A 26,500-nucleotide genomic window follows, 5' to 3' on the forward strand; every position below is an offset into this window, starting at 1 on the left:
CCCGCACATTCCCGATCAGAGGGGGAAGGCTCGTGAAGGGAACCTGGCAGAGCATTTTCCTGCTGGAGCTCGACGGTCCAAGGAACAGGCAGGTCGTGGTGGAGATCATGGGCGAGTAGAAGTCAGATCAGGGTCAAACCGCACCTATCATTTCGGTGAAAGGTATCGGACAGCATCCACGAAGAATGAGACATGCATCACAGCGATACCATGACAGGGGGGCTCAAGCGGTCAGAGCCGGAAGGGCAACAAGGTCCCAGAGAGTCCCACCCCGTCGAGGTCACTTGTAGCAACTCTCACCCGCGTCGTCGTGATCCTGGGGAAAGAAGGGACATTTCTCCTTGATGCAATCGCCGTTCAGTTCGGTGAATTTGCATCTTCCCCTTGCCCCGCTGATAGCCAGGTTGTGTCCTGCAGCTCCAAGCTCCAGAGAGGCCAGCTCGAAGGCGGAGTAAGCCGCTCTGGGGCAGCATCTGGGTCCACCGATCTCAGCCGCACAGGCAAGTGCCCTTGATGTGACCCTCATGACCATCGATCTCCCCCCGTCATGCATGGGGGTGATCTTCTCCACAATGCTGAAGGCGACGCCCACACCGACCGCTCCTCCGCAGGCTCCATGAAATCCGCAGGAGCCCCCGGGGATATTCATCCCTCTCTCCAAGGCCTCTTCGACGTCCTCGACTGAGAGATCCTCTCCAGAGTTGGCGAGGCACTTGATGATTATTCCAGGTACAATGGCATGATGCCAAGCTCCATGGACGGGAAGATGATCGGAGGCGGACCATTCCTGTCTCATGGCATCGATCACCTGCTCGTACATGAGAACCGGATCTGCCCCGGTCATGGAATGAACGATCTCGAATATTCTAGGATAGAAGGATTGGAGCTTTTTCATGTCCGTTCCTTTCCTCCGGTGAGCGGTCTCCCCGAATTCCATCATTCTCCAGATCTCTCTAATATCCTGAGCATCGTTCTCCATTCCATCACCTCAAACTCCTGCCAACCAAGGCACGAAACGACATAACCTTTCCCATGGACCAATCGGGAGTTGGGGGCCATTGTCATAGTGGGGATTTCATCCCTCGATCTCCTTTCGGAGCACCTCGAAGAATGTATCCCTGACCATCTTCTCCATCCATGGTTTGTGACCGCAATCCTCCAGCAGAATGAATCTGAAATCCCGAAGGACCCTAGAGAGCGGTTCTCTGACGCCCTCGGCCGGATGAGGGTCGAAGTCGCCTTGAATGGCGACGACTGGGCACTGGACCTCTGCCGCGATCTCCAGAAGCCTCCCGCTCCTTCTCAGTTCATGGGCCTCACCCCATACACTCTGGTATACATCATAGCTGATCTCCACCTGCTCATCATCAGCCACAGGGTGAAACGAATCTGCCACGGATATCAGGAAACCAAGTCTGGACATCTTCTCGTCCTTATCGATCTCCAAGGGGTCACGAAGATCCTCAATGATCGATAGCACCTCCCCCCTCTCCATCTCCCCCATCCTCTCCATTCTGGTCCTCATGATGCTAGCAGCGTATTTCTCCTCGAAGGGCCCACTTCCGACAAGGATGAGCTTACTGATCAGACGGGGTGATCTGGCGGCGACTATCAGGCTCAGCCAGGCTCCCCACGACCAGCCGATCAGAATTGCAGGTAAATCGGAACTGCTCTCGACGATCGAGCTGAGCTCCTCGACCTGACCTTCGAGCGAATCGACGATCTGGAATGGCTCCAGTACTCCCCTGGTCAACGAGAGCTCACGGGCGACAGGGGCCATCTCCCCGGGAGCACCAGGTCCACCGTGCACCACCACAATGTCGAAGGGCGGTTGACCGTGTCTCCTGGGATTCCCGTTCTCAATCATATATCGGCTTCCCCTTCGCTCACCGGGTCGATGTGTTCGCAGGGTACGCCGGTCTGGCAAAGACCGCAGCCGTAGATCTCGATGCCGTACCTTTCCCTGATCATGTCCGCCTGACCGTAGACGAACTCGGAGCACTTCACCTTGTCATGCCCCTTCTCGGAGATGGCGTTCACAGGGCAGCGCTTGGCGCAGACCTTGCAGCCCCCGTTGTTGAAGTATATGCAAGCGGCGTGGATGTCCCTTTGTCTCTCAGGGGATCGGAAGGGAAAATTCACGATGACGCTGCCTATCCTGTGTGCCTTCCCCCTGGCAGTGATCAGACCGTCGGAGAGGCCGAAGGTACCCAGTCCGCAGGCGAACGCCACATGACGCTGTGACCAGTTCGAGGCCTTTCCCACCCTCGCGTCGTCGACAGTTCTGAAAGCCTTGCTCTGCTCTGGTGCGACTGCTACATACCCCCTGCTTTCGAGTAACGAGACGAGGTGCCTTTGAAGGCACTTATTGAACATCTCCCCGAAGAGTCGAGTGTGGGACCAGCGCTCGGAGGGGCCATCTTTCATCGAGGCATTCTCTCTTCTTGTAGCCTCGGAGATTGGTAGTACGAATGATATTACTCCTACCCCATTCGCCCCAGGAGCGTTCCTGCCAATGTTCTTACAATAACTGGCCATCACCTCCTGAGGCGTCCTATGAAAATCTCCGATGATCTTCTTGAGCTCCATGAAGATGGGATCCCCGCCCGATGCGAAACCCACGAGCGGTTCATCGAAGAATGGTGAACAATCTACGCCTGTCATCCTGTTATCCTCGTCCTCCAGGACAAACCGTCTTATCTCAGACGCTACCCATTCCTCAAAACCATTCACCCAATGACCTCCATGACGCACTCTTTATCAAATGGAGGGATGCCCTCAATACTCTTTCTCTTCAAAGTAGGTCATGAACTGACATCATTGCGGAAAAAGGAAAATTGTGCCCCATGTGGGGCATCATATGTTTTTCCAAAGGTTTCTCAAATGATTTCCGGCTTCACCGCAACTACCTGAATAGTTCCAGTCTCCAACGAATGCTTCTTGCCTCGTTCATCGTACCACTTGAGTGTCGCACCAGAGTTGAGATCGTATGTTCCAGGGGAAGTGTATTCCTGCTTTCCAGCGGGATTGAGCTTGGTGTACACCGTCATCTGGAGCATGAAGGCCTCTCCCTCCACTATCTGGTCGAGTGACCATTCCATCCTGACCTGTTTCATTGTTCCTTTGGAATACGAGATATCGTACTCGGTAAGGAGGTTGGCCATCACCGAGTCGGCTATGTAGTCCAGCTCGGCTCCGAAGTGATCCTTCAGGATGGCGTCCACCATGTCATAGTCGAAGTTGTTCTTCACGATGAAGGTGAACTCCCAGCTGTTGTTTGTGTTCACGATGACCACATCTGGACCGTCGGCGGTTTTGGAGAGTGTGGCCCCCTCGTAGACCAGGATCATCAGGTCATCGGACACTCCGAGGGATATCGCGGGGAAGCATGGTAGCTTGACCTCGACCAAGACACTGTTGCTCACCGTCGTGTCCACGGCGTGAGCGCGGTTGATCCTAACCTCGTAGGTGATGTTCTGATCACCTGTTCCCAGGTCGAATACTAGCTGCTGATGGGGTGGCGGGGTCATCACCTCGTTCACGGTGGGCTCGATGGGAGAGCCGTTCCGGGTCGCAGAGTGCATCACGAAGCTGAACTCGTTGGGAAGGTCATCGGTAAGGTTCAGTGTTTCAAGGTTGTCGATGGCCCATGTTGTGGAGATCTCGATGGAGACCATCACGGGCTGCGCCAGCTCCGCTTCGTCCTCCCAGATGTTCTTCTTCACCCCCATGTAGTGGGCGGTGTACAGCGCTCCCTCGAAGAAGACTTGGACAGTGGGTGGTGCTGCGTATATGGTGAGTACGGTATAGTTGACGGTCCAGCATACGAGGATGTACTTCTCGCTCTGATCGATCTCGATCAGCTCTGTTGCCGTGAGGGTCGTTTCATAGTGCGTCCAGTTGGTCCAGCTGAAATCATTCGCCGAGGAGAGCACGACCACGTAGTCGTCGATATCTCCTCCGGAGACGCTATCGGGCCAGCTCGGATTCGCCGTTCCGATCGTCACCTCGGTCGAAGTGGAATCCGGCAAGCCCTCGGCGGCGAGGGTGATCTTGAACTCCAGGTGGTAATCGAGGACGTAGGTAGTCGCGGCCAACACGGTGTACGATGTCTGATCGTTGGTGTGACATCTCATATCAGAATCGATCAGCACGATCTCGCTCATGGTGATGGTGCTCCCTATGTCGCACCAGTCCTGCCATGGACTGGCGTCACAGTAGTATCCGGTCTGTGCGGTTCCGAACTGCTCATAATTCACTTCTCCAGGATGAAGGGATGAGAGACACATTCCCGTGGCTTGCACGCTGCATTTGTACTGCTCCCAGTAATCCAAAATCGTGGTTGCAGACCCAGTGACCTGATAACTGGTCGTGTCGGGTGTGAACCACCTATGGCTGGCGTCCGATGCTGTTGAGGGATTGGAGAATGTGTAGTAGCTGTTCTCGTCCATCCAGGTCGAGAGGGAAACGGCGTCGTAGAGGTCGTAACTCAGGCTAGCTTCATCCAACTCGTAGTCCAGGTTGACGTGATTCGCCACGTTAAGATCGGTATAGCCCACGGTATCGACACCGCAATTGATCCAATACTGATGGATGTAGTCGACCGTGGCCGTGATATCACCGTTCACGGTCCAGGATGTAGTATCCGTGGTGTGATACCTCTCGGTGGAGCTCACCACCACCACATCCTCGATCTGCACCGTTGTACCCGCATCGCAGAGCTCGCTGAAGCCAGCACCATCCCAGATCAGCTTGGACTTAAGGACCCCATTCTGGGTGTAGCTGACGGAAGCTCCTGGAATCATCGGCATGCCGTTGGTGTTGATGGTGACCTGGTGCTGCTGGTAGTACTGGACTTCGAGATCGATGATGGGCTCCACCACGATGAAGTTCACCTGATCATCGGTCGTGTACATCGACCCAGGTACTGTGGGATCGATGCTGAGGGAGGTGCCATGGTCGCAGTCGATCGAGGTTATCCCGTTCCCGACGTTGATGGACTTGGCGGTGCCACCCTCAGTGTAGGTGACGGTGGTCAGGCCAGCCGGTGCCAGGCCGCTCACATCGATATTCACCGCGTGCTTACCGGTCATTCTCAGCGTTGGATCACCTGTGAGTGACATCCCGTAAACCCACTTCCTGTCGACCTCGGCAGTGGAGGCGAACCAGTCGCCGAACGCCTCACCCACGGTGTCACCGTTACCTATCGGAGTATAGAACGGACCTTCGTTGAACATGCTCCCTGTCTTGGTGGATGCCAGGGCGATCAGCGTCGTGCTTGGATTGAGCACCTGCCAACCCGCGAGGTAGTCTTCGGAGGTGAAGCGACCTCCAGAGCAGACGAACAGGTTGTAGAACATGTTTGGTGAGTCGGTCTCGTCCCATCCTTGCACATCAGGGACCGCATCCACCCTGGCTCCTGGCTCCCATATCGATACGGCGGGATTGTTTGTATCGGGAACCTTGAACCTGTGGCCCGTAGGGGAACCGTGACACATCACGTGGACTATTGTGTATCCGTCGTCAAGGTGGTCAAGGTAGTTGGCCTCGCATGTTGTAGCCTTGTCCGTCACGTGCGTTCGTGATGATATGGCGTATCCTACCCTGTCATAGACATCGTTGGCCGGTGTCCAGTCATCGTCAACATACACCAGGGCTTCTTGGTCATAGGAGATATCGCCAATCCTGAAATCGTGGTTCTTGTCGAAATAGTCGGTCAGTAGGGTGATCTCGTCCCCGGACATCAGATCCGCGCGAATTCTCCCAAGCCAGATATCGGCCTCGATATCACCGCTACCTGCGGTATGGATATTGTACATTCCATCGGTGTCGTTATCCTCCCAGTACCCGTCTAGATCCATGTAGAACAGGTCACAGGGAAACTCCTCATGCTTTGGTGGAGCAGGGCTAGGATCCCATTGTGATTCCATCTCGAACCAGGCTGCAGTGATATTGCCCACCATGAAGCACCCCTGGAGTCCAGAGGCCCAGGCCGTACTGAGATGAGACCTTATGGTATCCGGAGAGGTCCCGGTTGCCACGGTGAAGATACGGACTCCAAGGCCCGTCTTCTCCACGTCGTCGGCATACCTGTCCAGCTCATCATCGATGTCACTGTAGATCCTTGACTCCACGATCACATCCATGAAGGGCGAGAGCGTGGTATCTCGCTGCATTATCGGAATGAAGGAGATGTAGATCGGGAAAAGATAGATGTCCAAAATACCAAGATCCAGTATGAGATTGTAGTAATCAGGAGCAACTCTGTCAACTTCCGTTGTCAAGAGGTTCTCCGATGTGTCAGTCGCTGCGGAGCCCTCACTGGAGCCAGGTAGGATGATCAAGCACGATGTCACCATTCCCAGGGCAACCAAGATGCATACTATGGCCATTGAGATATTCTTTGGATTTCTTCTTGCACTTAAGTCGATATTCTTCGACATAGCTATCACTGTTCTGCGTTCTTCTTGAATAAATAGGTAGAGTTTGAAATCGACAGTAGCCCTTCTGAGCCGAAACTACTTATAATTATATTTAATATATTATATTATATTATATTAACACCATTAATATTTCGAGGAAACTGATGGGGGGTGTCCAAGACGATAACCTATAAATCTTGATGACCTCTATACTAGCCTCACCACAATTTGGCTTGTGAATAATCAAGTCTGGGGAAAGTAAGGAGTCTAACAAATGCTCCGAAGATCAATGATCATTACCTTCATCGCACTGGTTTCGATCACATGCCTTCTAGCACCTTCGGTCGCAGGTGAAATGGCAGACGACCAGACGACGCTCCCCGCTACGATCACGGGACGGACGGTCGATCCCTTTGACGAGCCCATTTCCGGTGTACTCGTTATTATTGATACAGGAGAGAACACCACTACTGACTCCCAGGGCCATTTTACTCTCTTCACCACCAGACAGGACCACACAATCAGCTTCTACAAGGAAAACTACACCACCGAGACGTTCTTCATCTCAATCTCCCATGACCAGGGCACTCTTAACATTGGTGAGATCACACTACAAGGTGATCCCAATCCTAACATGACGATGATTTTCATCATATTCATCGGCTGCACCGCTTTCATCGTCATCGTTTTGGCATTGGCTTTCATGAGCAAGGATTAGCTGGCATAGCAGATCTCGTAGTCAGGTTTATTATGAATGTTCTCAGATTGAAAAGGGAGACAATTTCTTTGGAGATTCTAAATGTCACGCAGATCGATCTTGATCATTGGAGGGGGCATCGCCGGTCTGTCGACCGGATGCTATGCCCAAATGAATGGATACGATACCACTATCCTTGAAATGCATGACCGCCCTGGGGGCATGTGTACCTCTTGGCAAAGGAAAGGCTACACATTCGATTACTGCATCCATAATTTGGCGGGAACAAGACCCGGTTCCGGATTGAGTCAGATGTGGGATGAACTGGGTGCGTTCAAGGGGACGGAGGTGATCGACCACGAGGTCTTCCAACGGGTGGAATCCTGCGACGGAAAGGAGTTCAACCTGTACTGTGACCTAGACCGTTTGGAAAGGCATATGAAGGAAATATCTCCCGATGATTCCAAGGTCATCGATGAGTTCGTGAACGCGGCGCGATCCTTCTCCAAGATAGACTTCTTCGGAATGGGCACGGGCGGCTTCAAGCTGGGCATGATCAGCAAGATGGGTAAGCTCATGAAGTACAGCAAGATGACGATCGAGGAGTTCTCCAGCAAATTCAAGGATCCCTTCCTGAGAAGGGCGTTCCGAACGGTCCAGTACAATATGTCGGAGATCCCAATGACGGTCATTCTGGTATTCATGTCCGGCTTTGACAATGGAGACCTTGGATGGCCCAAGGGAGGTTCATTCGAATTCAGCAGGCGGATCGAGTCCCGCTTCATAGAGCTGGGTGGGGAGATTAGGTACCGCCATAAAGTAAAGAGGATAATCGTGGACAACAACCGAGCTGTGGGGGTGGAGATGGAGGACGGGTCGGAGCAGATCGCCGATATCGTGATCTCCGCGGCCGATGGTTATTCCACAATATTCGGGATGCTCGATGGCCGATACCTGAACGACAGGATCAACTCCTACTACGAGGCCATACCAAAGAACGAACCGTTCGGCATAGAGGTCAATCTGGGAGTGAATCGCGATGTCTCCAGCGAACCGCACGCCATCACCCTACTTCTCGAGACCCCTCTCAAGATAGAGGACAGGGAGGAAGATTCAATCTACCTCGAGCTCTTCGACAACGATAGCGGATTGTGCCCCAAGGGCAAGGGTATCATCAAGGCCGATCTGGTGGGTAGTTACGAGTACTGGAAGGCGCTCCGCACCGACCTGGAGAGGTACCGTGCGGAGAAGGACGAGATTGCCAGGCGCGTGATCGATATCCTCGAGGAGAGGTTCCCCGGGTTGAGGGACCAGGTCGAGGTCGTGGATGTCACCACTCCCGTGACCTGCGAGAGGTACACCGGCAACCTTCATGGGTATCAGCCATGGCCATCAAAGGTGCACACCAGGAAAGTCATGAAGGAGGGTCTGAGCAGGACGCTACCAGGACTCGAAGGTTTCTTCATGGTCGGCCAGTGGGCCGGAGCCACCGTCGGCGTGAGCACCGTAGCCCTCATGGGAAGGGACACGATCGAGAAGCTGTGCAGGATGGACAAGAAGAGATTCGTGAGCCAGATTGTTTGATGAGTAATTCACCACCCAGCGAATCTTTCAAGCATTCGGTAACTAGTATATATGCCGGGTTAGAATCGATTAGGAGGGATACAATGGCCAAGGTCAAAGTGGCAGCGAAATCGGAGCTTGGTACGAACAAGATGATGGGGCTGGACCTGCAGGGTAGATACATTCTTCTGGTGAATATAAATGGGGAGTATCATGCGATCGATGGGCTTTGCTCCCACCTCAAGGGAAGGCTCTGGGAAGGAAGCTTGATGGGTAACATCGTCAAGTGCCCACGGCACGGGGCAGAATTCGATATTCTAACAGGCAGGGCTGTCAAGAAGCCGAGGATCCCACTCGCCAAGGCCAAGAACCTGAACAAGTACGAGGTGACTGTGGAAGGGGACGACATATTTCTTGACCTTTGATCCGAGACGATGGGGTTTGTCAGAGAACTCTTAGGAACCGACGATATTTCACTCTTTGTACACATCAGAAGAATACAATTCAAACGCTGGAAGGGGTCAGATATGGATATCGATGATGCGTAAGTACCGACATCCTCTAGATCATCTCAAAGACGGAATCTGATGGGTCTTTCCAGTGTCGTAATGCCCAGGCAGTCCACCTCACCGCCTATCTCCCTTGGGAGCTTAGATGCCTCATATAGGTCTGAGATGAACTTCACCCAAGCTGCAAGGAACCGGATCCTGCCCTCCAGAGAAGGATAAGGGACGTCGAAACCGGTTAACGTGTTCACCCTTTCCAACCCCTCCTCGACCCCGGTCCGAAGGTTCTTGTATAGGCCGTAGTCTCCGTTATACCAGACCGTCTCGACCTTTTCATCAGGTTGGAGGTCATGTCCGTACTCCTTTCCGGTGATGTAATCGTGGATCTCCAGATCCGTGTAACTTCCCTCGCAGTTGCGCACATGATAGAAAGCGGGCCACCTTTGTCCCCTGAGCTCCTCGTATCCGGCCAGGTGGAAACCAAGAGGCCTCTTCTCCTCACCCATGGACTTCTGGAGCTCTTCTCTGAGGGCATCGGCGAAATCACCCAGTGTGGCTATTCCTTCGTACCTGCGGATGAAATCCTCCATCCAGATATCGGCGAACACCTCGCCGGTAATTGATCTGATCCTGCCGGCTCCCCACATGGATACCCCCGCGTTCAGGTAAGGGATGTATTGAAGCTTTCTAGCACCCTGGAGAACCCTCTGCCGTATGGCTCCTGAGGGCGTCAGCTCCCTGAAGTTGTAGGCACTGTCGGCGACCATCGCTATACCGAACGGCGTGATCTCGGTGATTATCAGGGTCATGTGTTCACCACTTATTGGATGGATATCGAATTCCTTTAGGTATCATTTAAGGTTGCTGAACCGCTTCACCCATAATCTTAATATCATTGCGCAAGGGTTGAGGACACAGGTGTTCAATTGGAGGTTTGGGAAGCAATAGAGACCCGTCGTTCTATCAGAGCATATCAACCCGATCCCATCCCAGATGATGTCCTGAATAGGATTCTTGAGGCAGGCAGGCTCTCTCCATCAGCTGTAAACAGACAACCCTGGCACTTCGTGATCGTCAGGGACGAGAACATGAGAGGCAAGTTGGCCAAGAACGCGAGGTTCGGCAAGTTCATCAAGGAGTCGCCTGTGGTGATTGTCGCTTGCGGTGATACTGAAAATTCTTCCAAGTGGTATATGGTGGACACAGCCATCGCCGTCCAGCAGATGGTGCTGATGGCTACCTCGGAGGGCATTGGCAGCTGCTGGATTGGAAGCATGGACAAATCCGAGGTAAGTGAACTCCTGTCCATACCTGAGAAGTGGGAGGTCGTGGCCATGCTGACACTTGGATACCCTCGGAAGAAGATGAATCTCGGTGCAAAGATCATCGGTGCGCACCGGAGAAAATCGCTGGACGAGATCACTAGCTGGGAACTCTTTGGCTCACCCTTGCACTGAACCTTATGATCCAGTTGGAGATCAACGCTCATCTGAGAGGTACTCTCCCAGTAGCAGCCTGGTATCCTCGGATATCTCTCCCAGGACGCTAATGTCATAGGCTACCTGCATCTTGATCGTTGGGGGGGAAGATCTTAAAAGCTCTCTCAGTCGGCTCTCGGTCGGTTCGGGTCCAAAAGGATGCAGCAATCTGAGGGTCATCGAATATGTTGACCGGAGATCGTTCTCCTTCGGAATAGGATGGGATAGAACGATGTCCAGCACGTCCTCGCCAGGAAGTGTTTCCTCATTGAGTGCGATGTTGATCGCCCTCATTGCAGCGGATCTGCGAGATGGAGCATTGCTGGAGAATTGTTCCCTTAGCAAACCCAATACCTCGTCTGGATCGCTTCTTGCCGCTCCCCCAAGAAGGGCGGATGCAAAGATGGCCGTCACCTCCTTTTCCTCGGAGAGGAGATCCTTCGCATGGGACAAGGCTTCGTATGGTTTCTTCTCTGCCCCATCGACCAAACCGCTCCAGAACATCTCCCCCGCTAGCTTCTCGTTGACCTTCCGAGATAGTTTTTCGATCATAGGCATGAAGTCGGGACTGCCTATCTCTGATTCAAGAACGTGACAGACAACCGGAAGCCAGTACCAAAAATCTGTTTCCAGCATCATCGAGAAGGCGGTCGTCCTCTCTTCGCTGCTCATCTGGAGACTTCTCTCGTCCCAGTTGACGATCAGCGCCTCATGGCTTTCCGAATCCGATCTGATGGTATATAGAATCTCACCGATCTCTCCGTCCGAGGTCATTGGTCCAGTTAGGTGGCTTCCCATCTATTATGATTCCCATGGCTGTCTATTCATCCTCAAGAACCAGTTCCAGGAAGTGGTCCGCGTCAACATGAAGGTACAGCTGATCCTTAGGGGGCAGGGCGGCCGGCTCGAACTCTTGCCTATCGGAGAGAAGTGACATGTCGATAACCGCTTCCATTGAGCGGACGCCGTGCTTGTATCTCCTGACCTTGATGAGAGCCCTTATCACTCCTGGATTGATGAGCGCCTTCCCGTCCTTGTCGAATATGTGTCCAGCCTTTGCCCTCAGGATGGATCGGAGGATCATGGCCCTCCTGATCATGTAGCATCGATCCGTCTTGTTGGCCGGATTGATGCCCATGATGTTGACGTATCCCCTAAGCCGGCTTACGAAATCTGGCCCCTTCGCTTCGCAGAACTGATCCCATTCCTCCCACGCGTGACGGGCCTCCTCCATGTCGTTGAAATCGTTCTCATCGGTGTACTCCGTGAAGAAGTCCTCGAAGGTATGGCTGGTCCCACCAGCGAAAACGAAAATGGACTTGCCTATGGGGTGGAATGTCTCTCCATCCCTGAATATGCCGTCCTGCATCGGTGCCAGGAAGTACTTGAGCCATCCCTTTCTCTGACCGTAGAAGCAGTCAAACTCGTCGAAGAAAACCAACGGGATCTTCCCTTCAAGTCCAGTGCTCTGTACCTTATGGAATGCGTTTACAAGATCATCCAGCGAACGGAACTGGGAGACGTTGAACTCCAGCTTCTCGATCTTATCGGGCTGAAGGCTCTTCGATATCTGAGTGACCCCGTATGTCTTACCTGATCCAGGTTGTCCGAACACCGCGATGGAAAGGGGTGTAGTCACATCCCTCTTGGAGAGGTACTCGTCAAGCAGGTTCATGATGCTCTTGTAGCTCTCGATCTCGGTGCGGTCCACCGTTCGAAGCTCTCCGAAACTGGCCACAGGCACGCGGATCATGGGTGATACCGCTCCTTCGATCACCAGCTTATAGGCGATCTCCTCGAGCTCCTCTCCTGCCAGCTCATCCAATATCGTCCAATGCCGCCCCTTTCCCTCACTGAGGGAGGGAATGTCGATACTCGTGAACAGTGGATCGGTCTGGTGGGACTCGAAGATCTCCTTCAGCAGGTAATCTGGTTCGTCTGGTGGACTTCCGTAACCGTGGAGGAAGAGTCTCCTTGCCGCGGCGAGCCCGTCCTGCACTCCCTTGCCTATCACCTCCATTCCATCCTGGAACAGCCTAGCGGTGAGAGCGGACACGAAAGCCGAGGTTAGGCCCTGCATCTGGCCTGGCCAGTCATCCTTGTAGTCATCCTCCATGACCATCGGGTCGTAATAGAGGGTGTTCATCATCGTCTGCTGATCCTTATGGCAGAGAATGGCCCCCTCTATGCCGAACATCACCACCAGGTACCGCGATCTCATCAGCTGAGTGATCACCGGGTCGTGATAGGCGTGCCATTCGAAATCCTGGGCTGTCCGCTCCCAAGAAAGCCTCCTGGAGATATTGATCCCGCACAGCCTGAGGCTGTTGGCGTTCACCACCGTTACCAGGTTCTCACCGTTCTCCTCTACAAGGTGTTCCCAGAGAGGTCCCTCGGCCAAGGGTCGGTTCATCTTCACGATCACCAAGGGCTTCGATTCTCCATCAAGGACAGAAGGCCAGACCTCCGGCCGATCACGAAAACCGTTTCCACTATCGTCCAGGACGACAATATCGACCTCATCGATATCTCTGCTAATGGTGAGAGGAGAGAGTACGCAACTTCTGGGTCCAGAGTACCCCTCGAATTTCTCCACCCGGTATACCAATTCTCCCTGGTCCTTATCCAGATTTGAGAGGGAAAACACCCCCACCTCTGCCATTGAGTGGAGGACATCCTCCGAGGACACGTCAGATAGGTCCTTCACTTCCTGCCCGATCACCTGGGCACTGGTAGCGGCTTCCACCATCTTTGCTAGGAGAAGTGAGCCTCCCGGTCTGGGCACCATCTTGAACACAGGCCCGGCAAGCCAGTTCTGCTCCCCCTCATCCTGACGAACCTGGCATTTCCATTGGAGCCAGTCTATTGCGGCATCACCCGTGACCACTAGCTTCCTGGTTCGAGGCGATGGTTTAGATTCCTGATGCATTGGATCGAATCTCCTAGGTTTCCCTCAATTCTACAGACGGACTTAAAAAGGTATCTGAAGGCCAGGCTTCTCTGGGCAGTGGTATCAGCTCTTGCGGTCCACGTTGCGCTCTTCTTCCTCCATGTATGCGGAACCACATGCAGGGCAGGTATTGGGCTTGACGCCCTCTCTCCTGAGCCAGGAGTGACCACAACTTCCGCAGCGGACCTTGTTGAATTCTATGTCCTTTATATCGGCGTTGGATATCATGTCTCCATTCCTCTGAAAATCAACACACCGAGTTCCATATAAGGACTTCGGAGCTAATCCGTGCTGATAACGACCGGACGATATTAGGGAATAATCACGCATTTTCAATGAGGGAAAGAAGGGATTTCAGCTCAATGAAACTCGATGTACCGGCATCCACGCATTTCGCAGGTCCACTTGAAGACAAGTTGTTCAAATACCAAGAATTACAAACTCTATTGCCCATTAGCTCCCTAGCTAGGGAGAATCATCATGCTGGAGATCAACCCACGATCCGCGGTGGACTATCTGAAACGAATTGAAATGACTCCAGAGGATTCCAAGCCGACCGCAAGACCACTTGGCGGTGGGATTTCCAATCAGGTCATCATGATAGAATGGGACGATGGTTGCCTCGTGGTCAAGCAGCCACGTGAGAAACTCAATGTGAAAATGGATTGGCCGGCTGACCTTCGAAGGATTCATATCGAGGCCGATGCGCTGAGAACATATCGAAGGCTGATGGAGGAATCAGACCTGGACTGGGCCAGTGTTCCGGCGGTACACCACGAGGATTTTGAGGAGCACATCATTGCGATGGAGTGCATACCTAGCGAAAAGACAGAAATGTGGAAGACCGAGCTCCTGGGAGGTGATGTAGATATCGAGGTGGCCCAAAGATTAGGAACTCTATTAGGAAAGGTACAGTTCCTGGCTTCGAAGGATTCCCGTATAAGGTCCAGGTTCTCCTTTAAGGAACACTTCGATGAGCTCAGGATTGATCCCTACCACCGTACCACGGCAAGCAGGAATCCGGACGTTGCCAAAATAATTCTCAAGGAGGCGGATAGGGTGTACTCGGAGGGGATGACCATCGTCCACGGAGATTACAGCCCTAAAAGCATCCTGGTGAACCGCTCTGGACGTGGAGCACAGCTCTGGTTATTCGACATGGAGGTAGCCCATTGGGGAGATCCCTCCTTCGATACGGGATTCATGCTCAACCACCTGTTCATCAAGTCCGTCCATTTGACAGACAGGAGAGAAGAGTTCATAGAGGCGGCCATGAGATTCTGGGAGTCGTACGACACATGCGTCGATTGGGATATTGAGAAGGAGACGGTGAGCGAGCTGGGATGCCTGATGCTGGCCCGAGTTGATGGGAAATCTCCAATCGAATATCTGAACTCAGCTCGAGAGGCGCAAACTCTCAAGCGGATCTCCAAGAGATCGTTGAAGGAGGGCCTGAGATCGCTGCAGGATTTCGCCGATATCGTCAGAGAGGAGGTAAATCAATGACTGTCATTAGGGAAGTCGATGCCTGGGAGGTCCTCGATTCGAGGGGAAACCCTACGGTCAGGACAATGATCCGAACCGATAGTGGAAAAGGGATATTCACCGTACCTTCTGGTGCTTCAACGGGAGCCCACGAGGCGCTGGAGCTGAGAGATGGCGGATCAAGAATGGGTGGAAAAGGAGTACGCCGGGCTGTCGAAAACATCCTGAAGGAACTTGCGCCTGTGGTACAGGGCATGGATGCATCAGACCAGAGGGGCATAGATCTCGCCCTGGTCGAGAAGGACGGTACTGACAATCTTTCCAACCTGGGAGCAAACGCCGTACTGGGAGTATCTGGAGCGTCAGCTCATGCCGCTGCTAATTCACTGGGCATACCGCTTTACGTCCACTTATCTGACGGGAAACCTGGCAGAATTCCCATGCCCCTGTTCCAGATGCTCAATGCTGGAGTTCATGCCCAGGGGGGCATCGAGGTCCAGGATTTCTCGATCATCCCCACCCGTGCCCATTCTCTCATGGAGGCCTATGAGATTGCCTGGGCGGTCTTCAATGAGATAAGGGGAATGGTCATCGAATCCGGTAACCAGCCTGTGGTGGGAGACGAAGGCGGCCTTTCGCCACCGCTGGGAAGTATTGCTGAAGCGTTCGAGCTTGTTGAGGGAGGCATCGAGAGGGCAGGGCACAGCCATTCGCGGGGTGACGTAGCTCTGGCGTTGGACGTTGCATCAACACATTTCTGGGATCCTGCTTCTGGCGATTACCTGTTGGAGAGCGAGGAAAAGAGGTTCTCCAGAGAAGAATGGGTCGATCAAATCAGTGAGTGGGTCGAGGACCATCACATCGTTTCCGTCGAAGACCCCTTAGGAGAGGATGACTGGGATGGCTGGAGAGAGCTCACACTCAGGATCGGTGGTAGATGTCAGGTGCTTGGTGACGACCTTCTCGTCACCAACCTGGAGCGGCTGAAAAGAGCAATAGAGGAGGGGACAGCCAATGCCATTCTGATCAAGCCCAACCAGGTTGGAACGATTACCGGTGCGGTGGCGGCCACAAGAAAAGCAAAGGAGGCAGGCTTTGGAACTGTCATATCGGCAAGGTCGGGGGAAACCTGTGACACGACCATATCCGACCTAGCAGTAGGTCTCGACGCCGGGCAGTTAAAGCTCGGCTCTCACATAGGCTCCGGGAGAACATCGAAGTACAATCGGCTCTTGGAAATCACCAAAGAATACGGAGCGAAATATGCGGGATTCGCAGCCCTTTCCTTTAACGGCGATTAATGTTAACACCATTGAATTATCCACCTAGAAAACTTAGAGAATAATCAAATTTTTAGAAAAGAGCGCACAATATTATTATTCTCAAAATAGATAATATGTGATTTTACGAATGTAACTTAACGGAGTTTATATCTATTTTTCTAGACAATTTTGTATATAATTTTCTTGCTATTTCCCTTATTAATCCAGTAGAGAAGTACTTATAAGGTGAGAAGGGTTCTCCGACCCAATGGCAACCCAACATTGGAAGGGATTGTTGGGTATATTCGATGATTAGGGGGCTTCAAAGAGCAGCTTGCCTTTTTGAAAGCAGCATTGAATCGATAAATGCCGTGAACAGAAACCCTCCCACAAAAGTAGGACGGAAGGGGGAGGAACGTTTGAAGCAATCGAACAGAATACCACACATGCTAGCCACCATCATAGTGGTGGCTGTTGCGGCGATGTTCATCGGTACAGCGATTTCTGGGATATCTAGCTCAGCTGGTGAGCATCAGGAGCAAATAGACATCTCCGTGGGGGCGGACAGTCCCCCAATCATGATGAGTATCGTCAATAGCAATCTAAGTATCACTTACCATAATCCGTCTCAAGATGATTTAGCGAGTTTGAAGAGCGTCTGGGGTGTAAGGGATGAGAGTGGCAATTACAATGTGCTCATGGACAAGATGGGTACAGGTCTTGCCCCTCTGACCAGTAGTGAATGGGACGCTTTATCCAGCAGTATCAACCTGGTAGATGGCGTAACCAGCCTCGGAAGCATACCGAGCTCGGTCGACATCTCCACCGAACCCTACTTCCCCAAGGTCGCTACCCAGGGGCTTCAAGGTTCATGCGCTGCGTGGGCGATCACTTACTACGCCTATGGATATCTCGAAGCAAAGGACAATGGATGGACCGGTGCCAGTACTGGTAACCCCGCCCACCTGATCTCCCCCGCATGGACATACAACCGTGCGAACGGAGGTACGGATTCAGGATCCTCGATCATCAGGAACACCGACATCATAAAAGAGTGGGGGGTGGCAACGATGGCTACCATGCCTTACTCCGACACAGATTTCAGTTCCTGGGGAAGCGAGAGTGCTATGAGAGAGGCTCCACTTCACAGGTCTGTTGATTTCTTCACAATGAGTTTCAACGGCGATGCTACCGTTGAAGACGTGAAGGAACTTCTCGCATCAGGGACCCCAGTAACGATCGCCTTCGATGCCAATATGTATCAGCCTGGATTCGCTGATGGCAACTGGAAGATCTCCTCAATTGAGTACGCGTCCTCCACAATTAACCATGCCCAGACAATCGTGGGATATGATGATTATGTTAGTGAGGATGGGGAGGTCGGTGCCTTCAGGATTGTGAATTCCTGGGGTTCCAATTTTGCCGATAGCGGATACTACTGGCTCACGTACGAAGCGTTCAAGGAGATAGGTGACAGACTCGGTACTGGATACTTCATTGATTCCACTGATTACCAGCCCAAGCTGCTGGCGACATGGGAGTTCTCCCAGTCGCCTACCAGGGATGCTGACATCTCATTTGACATTTCTTCCAACGGCATGCAGAGGGACAGCAAGGACCTATACTACGCAATTAACAGCGGTGGAAGCACTCTAAGATTCCCGAACTTTCTGTGCTTGGATATCACTGAGTTCAACAACGATCTCCTAGCTGGTGCGGATGAGTTCTCCATGACCGTGGGTTCATCGACCTACTACGGTCAGGTGAGCTCGTTCAAGGTGGAAAAGTACAATGCTTACACACCTGGAGATCCCGATGACATATCTGCAATGCCCGGAAATGTCCCAGCCTACACGCCCTGCGAGCTGACTACCAGCTTCGCATCTTCGGGGCCTTCTTTACCAGGATCGCCCACGAATCTTCAGGCTTCGGCCGGAGATGGAAGGGTGTCTCTAGGCTGGAGCGCCCCATCGAATGATGGCGGTTCGTCGATCACCCAGTACAGGATATACAGGGGAACTAGCTCCTACAGCCTGTCCCTGGTGACCTCGGTCACCTCAACATCCTACACCGACAGCTCGGTCACCAACGGAAACACCTACTACTATTCAGCCCGGCCAGAGGCTTCCTCGGGTACCGATGTTCCATCGGCACCTCAGAACCTCGTTGGGACCCCAGGGGACTCTACGGTTGTTCTCTCATGGAACCCTCCGGCTGATGATGGTGGATACCAGATCACCGGGTACAAGATCTATCGAAGGACCGAGGGGGCTTCGTGGTATTACGTCTACACCATAGGGGTCCAGACCTCGTACACCTTCAGTGGGCTGACGAACGGAGTTACCTACCTATTCTCTGTCTGCGCCATGAATGATTTGGGCTACGGGCCGAAATGCAGTGAGATCTCTGCAGTTCCTGGTGCCTCTGCGTCCACAGTGCCTGGGGCCCCAACATCGCTCTCGGCGACCCCTGGAGATTCCCGGGTTACATTGAGCTGGAACGCCCCATCGAATGATGGCGGTTCGTCGATCACCCAGTACAGGATATACAGGGGAACTAGCTCCTACAGCCTGTCCCTGGTGACCTCGGTCACCTCAACATCCTACACCGACAGCTCGGTCACCAACGGAAACACCTACTACTACGTGGGGGAGGGGCCAAAGTCCAGCCAGGTTTCAGCAAAACCTGAAGCACAGTCGAATGTACCTGGAACTCCGGTAGGGCTCTCAGCCTCACCTGGTGATTCCAAGGTCACACTCAACTGGCAGGCACCTGCCGATGATGGTGGCTCCCCAATCACTGGATACAGGATATACAGAGGATACAGTTCTGGCTCGCTTTCTTTCGTGGCATTAGTGTCCTCGACCCAGTACCAGAATACCGGGCTCACCAACGGTCTGACCTACTACTTCAGCGTGTCTGCGGTCAACTCGGTGGGTGAGGGATCTCGCTGCACGGCGGTCTCTGCGACCCCGACCCAATCGACCTCTCCTCCATCGGCACCAATCGGACTCAATGCCAACGCTGGTAACAGCAGGATAGACCTTAGCTGGAACGCTCCCTTGGACAATGGAGGCGCGGAGATCACCAGTTACAAGGTGTACAGGGGAACCAGTTCCTCCTATCAGTCCTACCTGACAACTGTGATCTCAACGTCGTACGCTGACACTTCCGTGACCAACGGGGTGACTTACTACTACTCCGTATCAGCGGTGAACTCAGCGGGCGAGGGAGACAGATCTAGCGTTGCGTCGGCCACTCCGCAGGAACCTGCGGAGAAAACGGTTCCATCGGCACCTCAGAACCTTGTCGGGGTTCCAGGTGAAACAACCGTCATTCTCTCATGGAACCCTCCGGCTGATGATGGTGGATACCAGATCACCGGGTACAAGATCTATCGAAGGACCGAGGGGGCTTCGTGGTATTACGTCTACACCATAGGGGTCCAGACCTCATACACCTTCACCGGATTGACCAGTGGCCAGAATTACCTGTTCTCCGTCTCCGCCATGAATGATTTGGGCTACGGGCCGAGAAGTGAGGAGATTACGGTGAAGCCGGGAGGGGGCATCTCAGTACCCTCCTCCCCGCAGAACCTCAATGCCGTTGGTGGTAATGGTGAGGTTAGTCTGAGTTGGCAGACTCCCTCTAGCGATGGGGGTTCACAGATCACCAGCTACAGGGTATACAGGGGGACCTCTTCCTCAACACAGTCTTTCCTCGTACAGGTCTCAGGACTTGGATATGTGGATAGCTCTGTTGTCAACGGGCAGATCTACTACTACAGGATAACCGCTGTGAATCTTGCTGGCGAGGGGCCAAGCTCCTCTACCATTTCGGTGACACCGCAGGCCACGATAGAGAGACCGTCGGCACCTCTCTCTTTGTCGGCATCATCTGGAGACGGTACGATCGGCCTGACCTGGTACAAGCCAGCAGATGACGGAGGTTCTTCGATCACCGGATACAGGGTCTACCGCGGGACCTCTTCAAGCTACATGCCTCTGTTCACCACGCTGACCGGGACATCATTTACCGACAGCTCGGTGACCAACGGCGTGACCTACTACTACAAGGTCACCGCGGTCAACGCGGCGGGCGAGGGAGATTCCACCGGAACAATATCCGCGACACCCAGGTCATCTTCAGAGTTGACCGTACCGGGTAAACCATTGAACCTCTGGACCGAGACTGGAACCCAATCGGTGATCCTACATTGGAGCCCTCCGGCAGATGACGGTGGATCTCAGATAACCGGTTACAAGGTCTACAGAATGATGGAAGGCCAATCATGGTACTACGTCTTCACGGTTGGCAACGTCAACCAGTACACACTCAGCAATCTCAACAACGGCCAGACGTACTACTTTTCGGTGAGTGCGGCAAATGAGGTCGGCTATGGACCACGATCGAATGAGGTGTCCGCCACCCCGACCCTATCGGCGCTGAGCGAGTCGTCAATCTCAGAAACACCGTTGCTACTCGCCGCGCAGACTATGCCTGACACATCGTCTCTACCTCAATTGGCCGCGAAGACCGGGATAATTTCCGCAGATCCTCAGATAGATCCTTTGATCTGGCGAACCACCCATTAAACCTCTTTCTCTTCTTTTCATTCTTAACTATACCAATCCAGGCTTTCTTTCACAAAGTCGATGAAAGAGATGAAGAAATCCTTTGATCGATCCTCCATGCTGGTGGCCCTGATCCTTTCAATTGCGATATCAGCATGTTGCCTGGAGATATCCTTTGCTTCTTCCAGGGCCCCCGATTCGACGATTCTGTTCCTGACCTCATCCACCTCTACTGCACCTTCCCTTCCGTAGGCTTGGATCATCAGCTGGGCAAATCGATCGTCCTTTTCCATCGCCAGGACGATGTGGAGAGGCTTCTTACCCTTATGGACATCACCGCAGGGCACTCTTCCATACTGTTCCTCGGACGCGAAGGTGTCGATGATGTCATCCTGGATGTCAAAAGCGAAGCCGATGTGTTCCCCCGCTTCTCTCAAGAGGAACAGGTCCTCAGCTGGGGCTTCGCCAAGGATGGCACCCGCGAGAAGGGTTGCCCTGAAAAGTGAGGCAGCCCTCTTGCTTGCCATGATCTCCCACTCGATCCTGTCAGGGGAGGTGTACTCGAACATGAGGTCGAGTATCTGGCTCTCATTGACCTCCTGGTACTCGGTGTTGATCATGTCCACCACCTCCATGATCTTCTCTGCCTCGAACCCGGAATGGATGATAGGCCTCAACGCCATGGAACTTAGAATATCACCGGCGAAAACCGCCGTTCCCTCCCCGAAACGGTTATCCATTTCACCTATCATCATCATATGCAGCGTGCCACCGCCCCTTCGTGTCTCGTCCCTGTCCACGAGATCATCATGGACCAGGATGCAGTGCCTGTACACTTCGACACCGCAGGCCACCTTAACGATCCTGTCGTCAATATGGCCCGTGTATCCTTCATAGGTGACAAGCGTCGAGCAGGCGGCCAACCTCTTCCCGCCTCTGGTAGAGTACTCCTCGATCGCATCGTAGAGCTGTCCGATCAATCGGTGGTATCCATGCCCTCTCAGCCTCTCTTCTCCCAAGAACCTCTTCAGCTCTACCTCCACTAACCTGCTCTGTTCGTCCAGTACCTCTTCGAAGCTCATATTACCTTTCGGAACTATTGTTGTCAGAAACGAATAACCTTTTTGATTCGAAGGAGAGGATCGAGACTTCTAGGGATGGATATCGCTTTTCAAGAAGACCGCACAAGAGTTATCATGGACGATCACGATAGCCCAAAAGGTCTGAAGTATGAAGAGGGAAATCGATCTAAGAAACACTCTCAGTCGCATCGATGGAAGGGGATACAAGGCCTACTTGGACATCCGCGGAGAGTACAATTTCGATCTCTTCACACTCATCATCGACCATGTTCAGGGAGATCCATTCGCGACTCCGAGTCGAGTGAGGGTCATGGTCCCACAGCGTCTTGCCGGCTTTCCAAAGGAGACCTTTGCAGGCAAGAGCAGATCAATTGCGTTAAGGGATTTCATCACTCGTAGATTCTACGAATCTGCCCGCCAATACTCGAAAGGCAGCAGAGGTATGGGTAAGGGAGGGTTGATCGCCATCGATCGTCCCGGCCAGGAGATCCTGGAAAGGACCTCAGCTTTCATCGATCCAGGGAAGGTGGAGGTCCGCTTCGTGATGGGGCTTCCAGCGTTTGGACGCCGTGTGGCCGGAACCCATGCGATTTCGATGTTCATGGAGGAGCTTCCCAGCATCGTGCGAGCGTCCCTCCTCTTCGAAAGCATGAATGAAAGGGCACTCTTTCAACACATCAAGGCGGCGGAAGATGCGGATTTCCTTCGTGATAGTTTGGATGGAATGGGACTTGTGGCCTTCGTGGCAGATGGGGCGGTGCTGCCCAGAGCCAGCGGTGTGGACCCGCGTCCTCTGAGAACTGGTAATGTGGTAGGATTTCGATCCCCACGATCCCTTCGTATGGAGGTGAACTTGCCCAATGCCGGTAAAGTCAGTGGAATGGGCATACCAAGAGGGGTCACCCTCATAGTGGGGGGAGGATATCACGGCAAGTCCACCTTCCTGAATGCATTGGAGCTGGGCGTCTACAATCACATTCCCGGAGACGGTAGGGAGCTGGTCGTCACCGACCCAACCGCCATGAAGATCAGGGCGGAAGATGGAAGGAGGATAGAGAAGACGGATATCTCCCCTTTCATAGACAACTTGCCATTCGGAAGGGACACGGTCCAATTCAGTACCGAGGATGCCAGCGGAAGCACTTCCCAGGCGGCGAACATCGTTGAGTCGCTCGAAGTGGGCTCATCCCTGCTGCTCATCGACGAAGACACCTCGGCCACAAATTTCATGATCCGCGACCAGCGGATGCAAGAGCTGGTCTCGAAGGAAAAGGAACCGATCACCCCCTTCGTGGACAAGGTGCGCCAACTTCACAGCGACCTGGGCGTCTCCACCATACTCGTGATCGGGGGATCAGGTGATTACTTTGAGGTGGCGGACAGGGTTATCTGCATGATAGACTACCTTCCTCACGACCTCACGGATGAAGCACGGAATGTAGCCGAGAGGTACAGGACTCAGAGGATTCAGGAGGGAGGGGACGCGTACGGCAGTCTGACGCATCGCATTCCACTGGCCCGCAGTTTCGATCCATCGAAGGGGAGGAGGGATGTGAAGATATCCTCCAAGGGACTGCAGTCTATCACCTTCGGCACTCACAACATTGATCTGGGAGAGGTGGAGCAGCTCGTAGACTCCTCCCAGACCAGGGCAATAGGGGATGCCATTTACTATGCCATGGGTCTAATGAGAGAGCACATGACCATCAAGGAGCTGGTGAGCAGGGTCATGGAAGACATCTCCAAGCGTGGGTTGGATGTCCTAAGCGAAAGGCCTGTTGGCGACTATGCCCTTTTCAGGGCTCAAGAGCTCGCTGCTGCGATCAACCGATTGAGGACGCTCGAAGTTTACCAATCTCACAGAGGTTAATGCCGGAACCGAACCCCAGGACAATTAACTTAATTTACCATATTCCAATCACAGTACGATAAAATGGCTCGAAAGGTCAAGGAATTCATGACCCCCAAGAACGAGATCGTGACTCCGGGGGACTCTGTCATCACCGCGGTCGAGGTCATGGTGGAGAATGACAAGGGCAGTGTTGTTGTCATTGATGATGACAAGTTGGTCGGGATCTTTACCGAGAGGGATCTGCTCAGGCACTACCTCATGAGCCAGTCTAAGTTTCTTTACATGAGCGTTTCCGAGGTCATGAGCTCCCCACCAGTTACAGTAGGTCCAGAAGATGACCTCATAGATGCATTCACGATCATGGCCCAGAAGGATATCAGGCACCTACCGGTCGTAGGGGAGGATCAGGAGCTGGTGGGTTTCCTCAGCTGGAAGAGCATGTTTGACTGGTGCTCGGCCAAGATCGCCTTTGAATGATCAATCCTCGAGAGTTGAGGTATCTCCTACCTCAAGTCCCATCTCCCGAGCTTTGAGGAGGCGCCTCATTATCTTCCCGCTTCTTGTCTTGGGAAGGTTATCAACGAATTCAATCTCCCGTGGCTTGGCATGTGCGGCCAACCTCTGACCAACGAACTTGATGATCTCCTTCTTGAGCGCTTCTGAGGGCTTGTAACCAGGACGAAGGGTCACGAAGGCCTTGATGATCTCTCCCCTCAATTCGTCAGGCTTGCCGATAACGCCCGCCTCGGCGACCGAAGGGAATTCGATGAGGGCACTCTCCACCTCGAACGGACCGACCCTCTCTCCTGAGGTCTTAATGACATCGTCGGCGCGGCCCATGAACCAGAAGTATCCTTCCTCGTCCATTATGGCCACATCGCCTGAAACGTACCATCCAGGCACCCGGAAGTACTCTTTGAATCTGGGGACGTTGCGCCAGATCCCGAGCATCATGGCGGGCCATCCAGGGCGAATCGCCAGGAATCCCTCGTTCCCAGGGGGCAGCTCATTACCATCCTCGTCAACTACCGCAGCGCTGACGCCTGGGATGGGCCTACCCATGGAACCTGGTTTGATATCCATGCACGGATAGTTGCAGATCATGTGACCTCCCGTCTCCGTCTGCCACCAGGTATCGTATACTGGGAGGCCAATGATGCTTCTCGACCATCTTATCACTTCAGGGTTGAGAGGTTCTCCCACGCTGCAGATATGCCTCAGAGATGAAAGGTCGAATTGGCCGACAAGCTCGTCGCCAGCCTTGATGAGCATCCTCAGTGCCGTGGGGGCAGTGTACCAGACGGTGACGCCGTATTTCTCAAGAAGCGAATACCAGGTAGCGGCATCGAATCTTCCCGAGTAACAGACTATGGATGATCCAAGCAGCCAGGGACCGAAAATACCATAAGATGTTCCAGTCACCCATCCAGGGTCGGCGGTGCACCAATAAGTATCATCCTCCTTGAGATCAAGCACCCACCTAGATGTGGTCAGTTGGTGCTGCATGGCCCTATGGCCAAGTAGAACGCCTTTGGGTTTCCCCGTTGTGCCTGAAGTGTAGTGGATGGCGTAGGGATCCGTGGGCGAAAGCGGGACAACCTCGAAATTCGAAGACGCATCCTTCATTATGTCCAAGTAATGGACGCACTTCTCGTCCAGTGGTTCGCAATCTCCCTCTATAAGAATTACTTTCTCAAGGGCGGTAAGGTCCTCCATGATGGGCTCGATCCTCTTGTAGAGGTATGGTTGGGTGACAAGGAACTTGGCCCCGGAGTCCAGCATACGGTCCTTAACGGCCTCGGGTCCAAAGGCCGAGAACATGGGTCCAAAAATGGCGCCCATCTTGATTATCCCCATTGCGGAGACGTAAATCTCGGGGATTCTGTCCAGGAAGACCAAAATACGGTCACCCTTCTCTGCGCCCATGTTCTTCAGAGCATTTGCGAACTTGTTTGAAAGTGACATCATCTCCCCGAAAGTGAATTTCCTCTCCTCACCATTGGGGCCAGTCCAGTACAGGGCGATCTTGTTCTTGCGCCAGCTATTGGCGTGGCGGTCGATGGCCTCATGGGCGATATTGTATATGCCACCATCATCAGCCCAGTTGAAATCGCAATCTACCGATGCCCAGCTGAACTCCTTGCTGATCTTTTCGTAATCGCTAAGATTGCCTATAGCATCCGCTGCAATCCTCTCATTCACCATAATCTAGCTCCCCTGTTGGAAGAAAGGTCAACGTGTGCTTATTATTAAAAATTATCGAACAATGGGTTCGACAATTGCAGAAGTGTAAAGGGCGTTTGCACTCGATACATTATGCGAATCTCGAAAAAACCAAACACCGTAATAACCGTTTTGGAAGTTCATTCGCAAAAACATTAAATGTAATGAGAGAACGGGCAATTCCAGAAGTTGTATCATTCTCTAGATTTCTTTTCGGGAGAATGGTTATGGTGGTCCGCCATTTGAGAATCAGGAGGCAAGGTGTTCTTGTAAATTTCTCCATGTTTAACAATGTGAGTATTAGGGGGTCCATCATTGACAGGAAAGCCGCGGTTCCATTGGTGGCAGAGTTCATACTCACATCCATCTGTCATGACCGCCGTTATCCTCTTGGTAGCTGGTGGCA

21 protein-coding genes are annotated in these 26,500 nt (G+C 53.0%); 11 read left to right on the plus strand and 10 right to left on the minus strand.

Annotation, left to right across the window (positions count from 1 at the left end; translation table 11 throughout):
* The coding region (locus tag GKC03_08325) for a YjbQ family protein (GenBank protein NYT12534.1) at positions 1 to 119 on the plus strand (119 nt) is incomplete at its 5' end.
* Positions 120 to 280: 161 nt separating this feature from the next.
* Here GKC03_08325 and GKC03_08330 read toward each other — a convergent pair.
* The 4 genes from GKC03_08330 to GKC03_08345 all read right to left on the minus strand — a co-directional run bounded on the left by GKC03_08330 (position 281) and on the right by GKC03_08345 (position 6,284).
* A complete protein-coding gene (locus tag GKC03_08330; GenBank protein NYT12535.1) occupies positions 281 to 979 on the minus strand; it encodes a hypothetical protein in 699 nt (232 codons plus the stop codon).
* A gap of 96 nt (positions 980 to 1,075) precedes the next feature.
* Positions 1,076 to 1,867 carry an alpha/beta hydrolase gene (locus GKC03_08335; GenBank protein NYT12536.1) on the minus strand — a complete coding sequence of 264 codons (792 nt, stop codon included), beginning with the start codon at positions 1,865 to 1,867 and terminating at the stop codon, positions 1,076 to 1,078.
* On the minus strand, positions 1,864 to 2,664 hold the full coding sequence (locus GKC03_08340) for an epoxyqueuosine reductase (protein NYT12537.1): 801 nt from the start codon (positions 2,662 to 2,664) through the stop codon (positions 1,864 to 1,866). Before GKC03_08340 ends, GKC03_08335 begins: the two co-directional genes overlap by 4 nt.
* A gap of 215 nt (positions 2,665 to 2,879) precedes the next feature.
* Complete coding sequence (locus GKC03_08345; GenBank protein ID NYT12538.1) at positions 2,880 to 6,284, minus strand: hypothetical protein; 3,405 nt, start codon at positions 6,282 to 6,284, stop codon at positions 2,880 to 2,882.
* 13 nt (positions 6,285 to 6,297) lie between these two features.
* Between GKC03_08345 and GKC03_08350 the strand changes: the two genes are divergently transcribed.
* The 4 genes from GKC03_08350 (at position 6,298) to GKC03_08365 (ending at position 9,107) form a co-directional block, all read left to right on the plus strand.
* Positions 6,298 to 6,471 carry a hypothetical protein gene (locus GKC03_08350; GenBank protein ID NYT12539.1) on the plus strand — a complete coding sequence of 58 codons (174 nt, stop codon included), beginning with the start codon at positions 6,298 to 6,300 and terminating at the stop codon, positions 6,469 to 6,471.
* Between the two features lie 225 nt (positions 6,472 to 6,696).
* Entirely contained in the window at positions 6,697 to 7,140 is a 444-nt protein-coding gene (locus GKC03_08355) for a hypothetical protein (GenBank protein ID NYT12540.1), read from the plus strand.
* Between the two features lie 81 nt (positions 7,141 to 7,221).
* Complete coding sequence (locus GKC03_08360; GenBank protein NYT12541.1) at positions 7,222 to 8,703, plus strand: NAD(P)/FAD-dependent oxidoreductase; 1,482 nt, start codon at positions 7,222 to 7,224, stop codon at positions 8,701 to 8,703.
* 83 nt (positions 8,704 to 8,786) lie between these two features.
* Entirely contained in the window at positions 8,787 to 9,107 is a 321-nt protein-coding gene (locus GKC03_08365; protein NYT12542.1) for a Rieske 2Fe-2S domain-containing protein, read from the plus strand.
* 146 nt (positions 9,108 to 9,253) lie between these two features.
* Here the strand turns inward: GKC03_08365 and GKC03_08370 are convergent, their stop codons facing one another.
* Positions 9,254 to 9,997, minus strand: a complete 744-nt coding sequence (locus GKC03_08370; protein NYT12543.1) for a hypothetical protein — start codon at positions 9,995 to 9,997, stop codon at positions 9,254 to 9,256.
* 117 nt (positions 9,998 to 10,114) lie between these two features.
* Here GKC03_08370 and GKC03_08375 point away from each other — a divergent pair, with 117 nt between their 5' ends.
* A complete protein-coding gene (locus tag GKC03_08375; protein NYT12544.1) occupies positions 10,115 to 10,645 on the plus strand; it encodes a nitroreductase in 531 nt (176 codons plus the stop codon).
* Positions 10,646 to 10,666: 21 nt separating this feature from the next.
* Here the strand turns inward: GKC03_08375 and GKC03_08380 are convergent, their stop codons facing one another.
* From GKC03_08380 to GKC03_08390, 3 genes are all read right to left on the minus strand, one after another.
* Positions 10,667 to 11,440 (minus strand): hypothetical protein, encoded by a 774-nt coding sequence (locus tag GKC03_08380; GenBank protein NYT12545.1) that lies wholly within the window; start codon positions 11,438 to 11,440, stop codon positions 10,667 to 10,669.
* Between the two features lie 46 nt (positions 11,441 to 11,486).
* Entirely contained in the window at positions 11,487 to 13,595 is a 2,109-nt protein-coding gene (locus tag GKC03_08385) for an AAA family ATPase (GenBank protein ID NYT12546.1), read from the minus strand.
* 84 nt (positions 13,596 to 13,679) lie between these two features.
* On the minus strand, positions 13,680 to 13,844 hold the full coding sequence (locus GKC03_08390; protein NYT12547.1) for a hypothetical protein: 165 nt from the start codon (positions 13,842 to 13,844) through the stop codon (positions 13,680 to 13,682).
* A 252-nt stretch (positions 13,845 to 14,096) separates the two neighbouring features.
* Here GKC03_08390 and GKC03_08395 point away from each other — a divergent pair, with 252 nt between their 5' ends.
* From GKC03_08395 to GKC03_08405, 3 genes are all read left to right on the plus strand, one after another.
* A complete protein-coding gene (locus GKC03_08395; GenBank protein ID NYT12548.1) occupies positions 14,097 to 15,122 on the plus strand; it encodes a phosphotransferase in 1,026 nt (341 codons plus the stop codon).
* The gene (eno, locus tag GKC03_08400) at positions 15,119 to 16,402 is read left to right on the plus strand and encodes a phosphopyruvate hydratase (protein NYT12549.1); all 1,284 of its coding nucleotides are present in this window, start codon (positions 15,119 to 15,121) and stop codon (positions 16,400 to 16,402) included. The genes GKC03_08395 and eno overlap by 4 nt, the downstream gene beginning before the upstream one ends.
* Positions 16,403 to 16,782: 380 nt before the next feature.
* Positions 16,783 to 20,958, plus strand: coding sequence for a hypothetical protein (locus GKC03_08405; GenBank protein NYT12550.1), 4,176 nt, complete (start codon positions 16,783 to 16,785; stop codon positions 20,956 to 20,958).
* A gap of 23 nt (positions 20,959 to 20,981) precedes the next feature.
* Here the strand turns inward: GKC03_08405 and GKC03_08410 are convergent, their stop codons facing one another.
* Complete coding sequence (locus GKC03_08410) at positions 20,982 to 22,019, minus strand: polyprenyl synthetase family protein (protein NYT12551.1); 1,038 nt, start codon at positions 22,017 to 22,019, stop codon at positions 20,982 to 20,984.
* 148 nt (positions 22,020 to 22,167) lie between these two features.
* Between GKC03_08410 and GKC03_08415 the strand changes: the two genes are divergently transcribed.
* On the plus strand, positions 22,168 to 23,889 hold the full coding sequence (locus GKC03_08415; GenBank protein ID NYT12552.1) for an ABC-ATPase domain-containing protein: 1,722 nt from the start codon (positions 22,168 to 22,170) through the stop codon (positions 23,887 to 23,889).
* Between the two features lie 63 nt (positions 23,890 to 23,952).
* Positions 23,953 to 24,348 carry a CBS domain-containing protein gene (locus tag GKC03_08420; GenBank protein NYT12553.1) on the plus strand — a complete coding sequence of 132 codons (396 nt, stop codon included), beginning with the start codon at positions 23,953 to 23,955 and terminating at the stop codon, positions 24,346 to 24,348.
* Here the strand turns inward: GKC03_08420 and acsA are convergent, their stop codons facing one another.
* Complete coding sequence (gene acsA / locus GKC03_08425) at positions 24,349 to 26,076, minus strand: acetate--CoA ligase (GenBank protein ID NYT12554.1); 1,728 nt, start codon at positions 26,074 to 26,076, stop codon at positions 24,349 to 24,351.
* Positions 26,077 to 26,500 lie beyond the last annotated feature (424 nt).

This window comes from Methanomassiliicoccales archaeon, assembly GCA_013415695.1.
Lineage (GTDB): Archaea > Thermoplasmatota > Thermoplasmata > Methanomassiliicoccales > JAAEEP01 > JAAEEP01.

What these genes read in the sequence shown, in the direction of transcription:
- GKC03_08365 (NYT12542.1), top strand. Translation starts at nt 8,787, where the DNA reads ATGGCCAAGGTCAAAGTGGCAGCGAAATCGGAGCTTGGTACGAACAAG.
- eno (NYT12549.1), top strand. Translation starts at nt 15,119, where the DNA reads ATGACTGTCATTAGGGAAGTCGATGCCTGGGAGGTCCTCGATTCGAGG.
- GKC03_08390 (NYT12547.1), bottom strand. Translation starts at nt 13,844, where the DNA reads ATGATATCCAACGCCGATATAAAGGACATAGAATTCAACAAGGTCCGC.
- GKC03_08420 (NYT12553.1), top strand. Translation starts at nt 23,953, where the DNA reads ATGGCTCGAAAGGTCAAGGAATTCATGACCCCCAAGAACGAGATCGTG.
- GKC03_08380 (NYT12545.1), bottom strand. Translation starts at nt 11,440, where the DNA reads ATGACCTCGGACGGAGAGATCGGTGAGATTCTATATACCATCAGATCG.
- GKC03_08385 (NYT12546.1), bottom strand. Translation starts at nt 13,595, where the DNA reads ATGCATCAGGAATCTAAACCATCGCCTCGAACCAGGAAGCTAGTGGTC.
- GKC03_08395 (NYT12548.1), top strand. Translation starts at nt 14,097, where the DNA reads ATGCTGGAGATCAACCCACGATCCGCGGTGGACTATCTGAAACGAATT.
- GKC03_08330 (NYT12535.1), bottom strand. Translation starts at nt 979, where the DNA reads ATGGAGAACGATGCTCAGGATATTAGAGAGATCTGGAGAATGATGGAA.
- GKC03_08415 (NYT12552.1), top strand. Translation starts at nt 22,168, where the DNA reads ATGAAGAGGGAAATCGATCTAAGAAACACTCTCAGTCGCATCGATGGA.
- GKC03_08410 (NYT12551.1), bottom strand. Translation starts at nt 22,019, where the DNA reads ATGAGCTTCGAAGAGGTACTGGACGAACAGAGCAGGTTAGTGGAGGTA.
- GKC03_08335 (NYT12536.1), bottom strand. Translation starts at nt 1,867, where the DNA reads ATGATTGAGAACGGGAATCCCAGGAGACACGGTCAACCGCCCTTCGAC.
- GKC03_08355 (NYT12540.1), top strand. Translation starts at nt 6,697, where the DNA reads ATGCTCCGAAGATCAATGATCATTACCTTCATCGCACTGGTTTCGATC.
- acsA (NYT12554.1), bottom strand. Translation starts at nt 26,076, where the DNA reads ATGGTGAATGAGAGGATTGCAGCGGATGCTATAGGCAATCTTAGCGAT.
- GKC03_08360 (NYT12541.1), top strand. Translation starts at nt 7,222, where the DNA reads ATGTCACGCAGATCGATCTTGATCATTGGAGGGGGCATCGCCGGTCTG.
- GKC03_08340 (NYT12537.1), bottom strand. Translation starts at nt 2,664, where the DNA reads ATGACAGGCGTAGATTGTTCACCATTCTTCGATGAACCGCTCGTGGGT.
- GKC03_08370 (NYT12543.1), bottom strand. Translation starts at nt 9,997, where the DNA reads ATGACCCTGATAATCACCGAGATCACGCCGTTCGGTATAGCGATGGTC.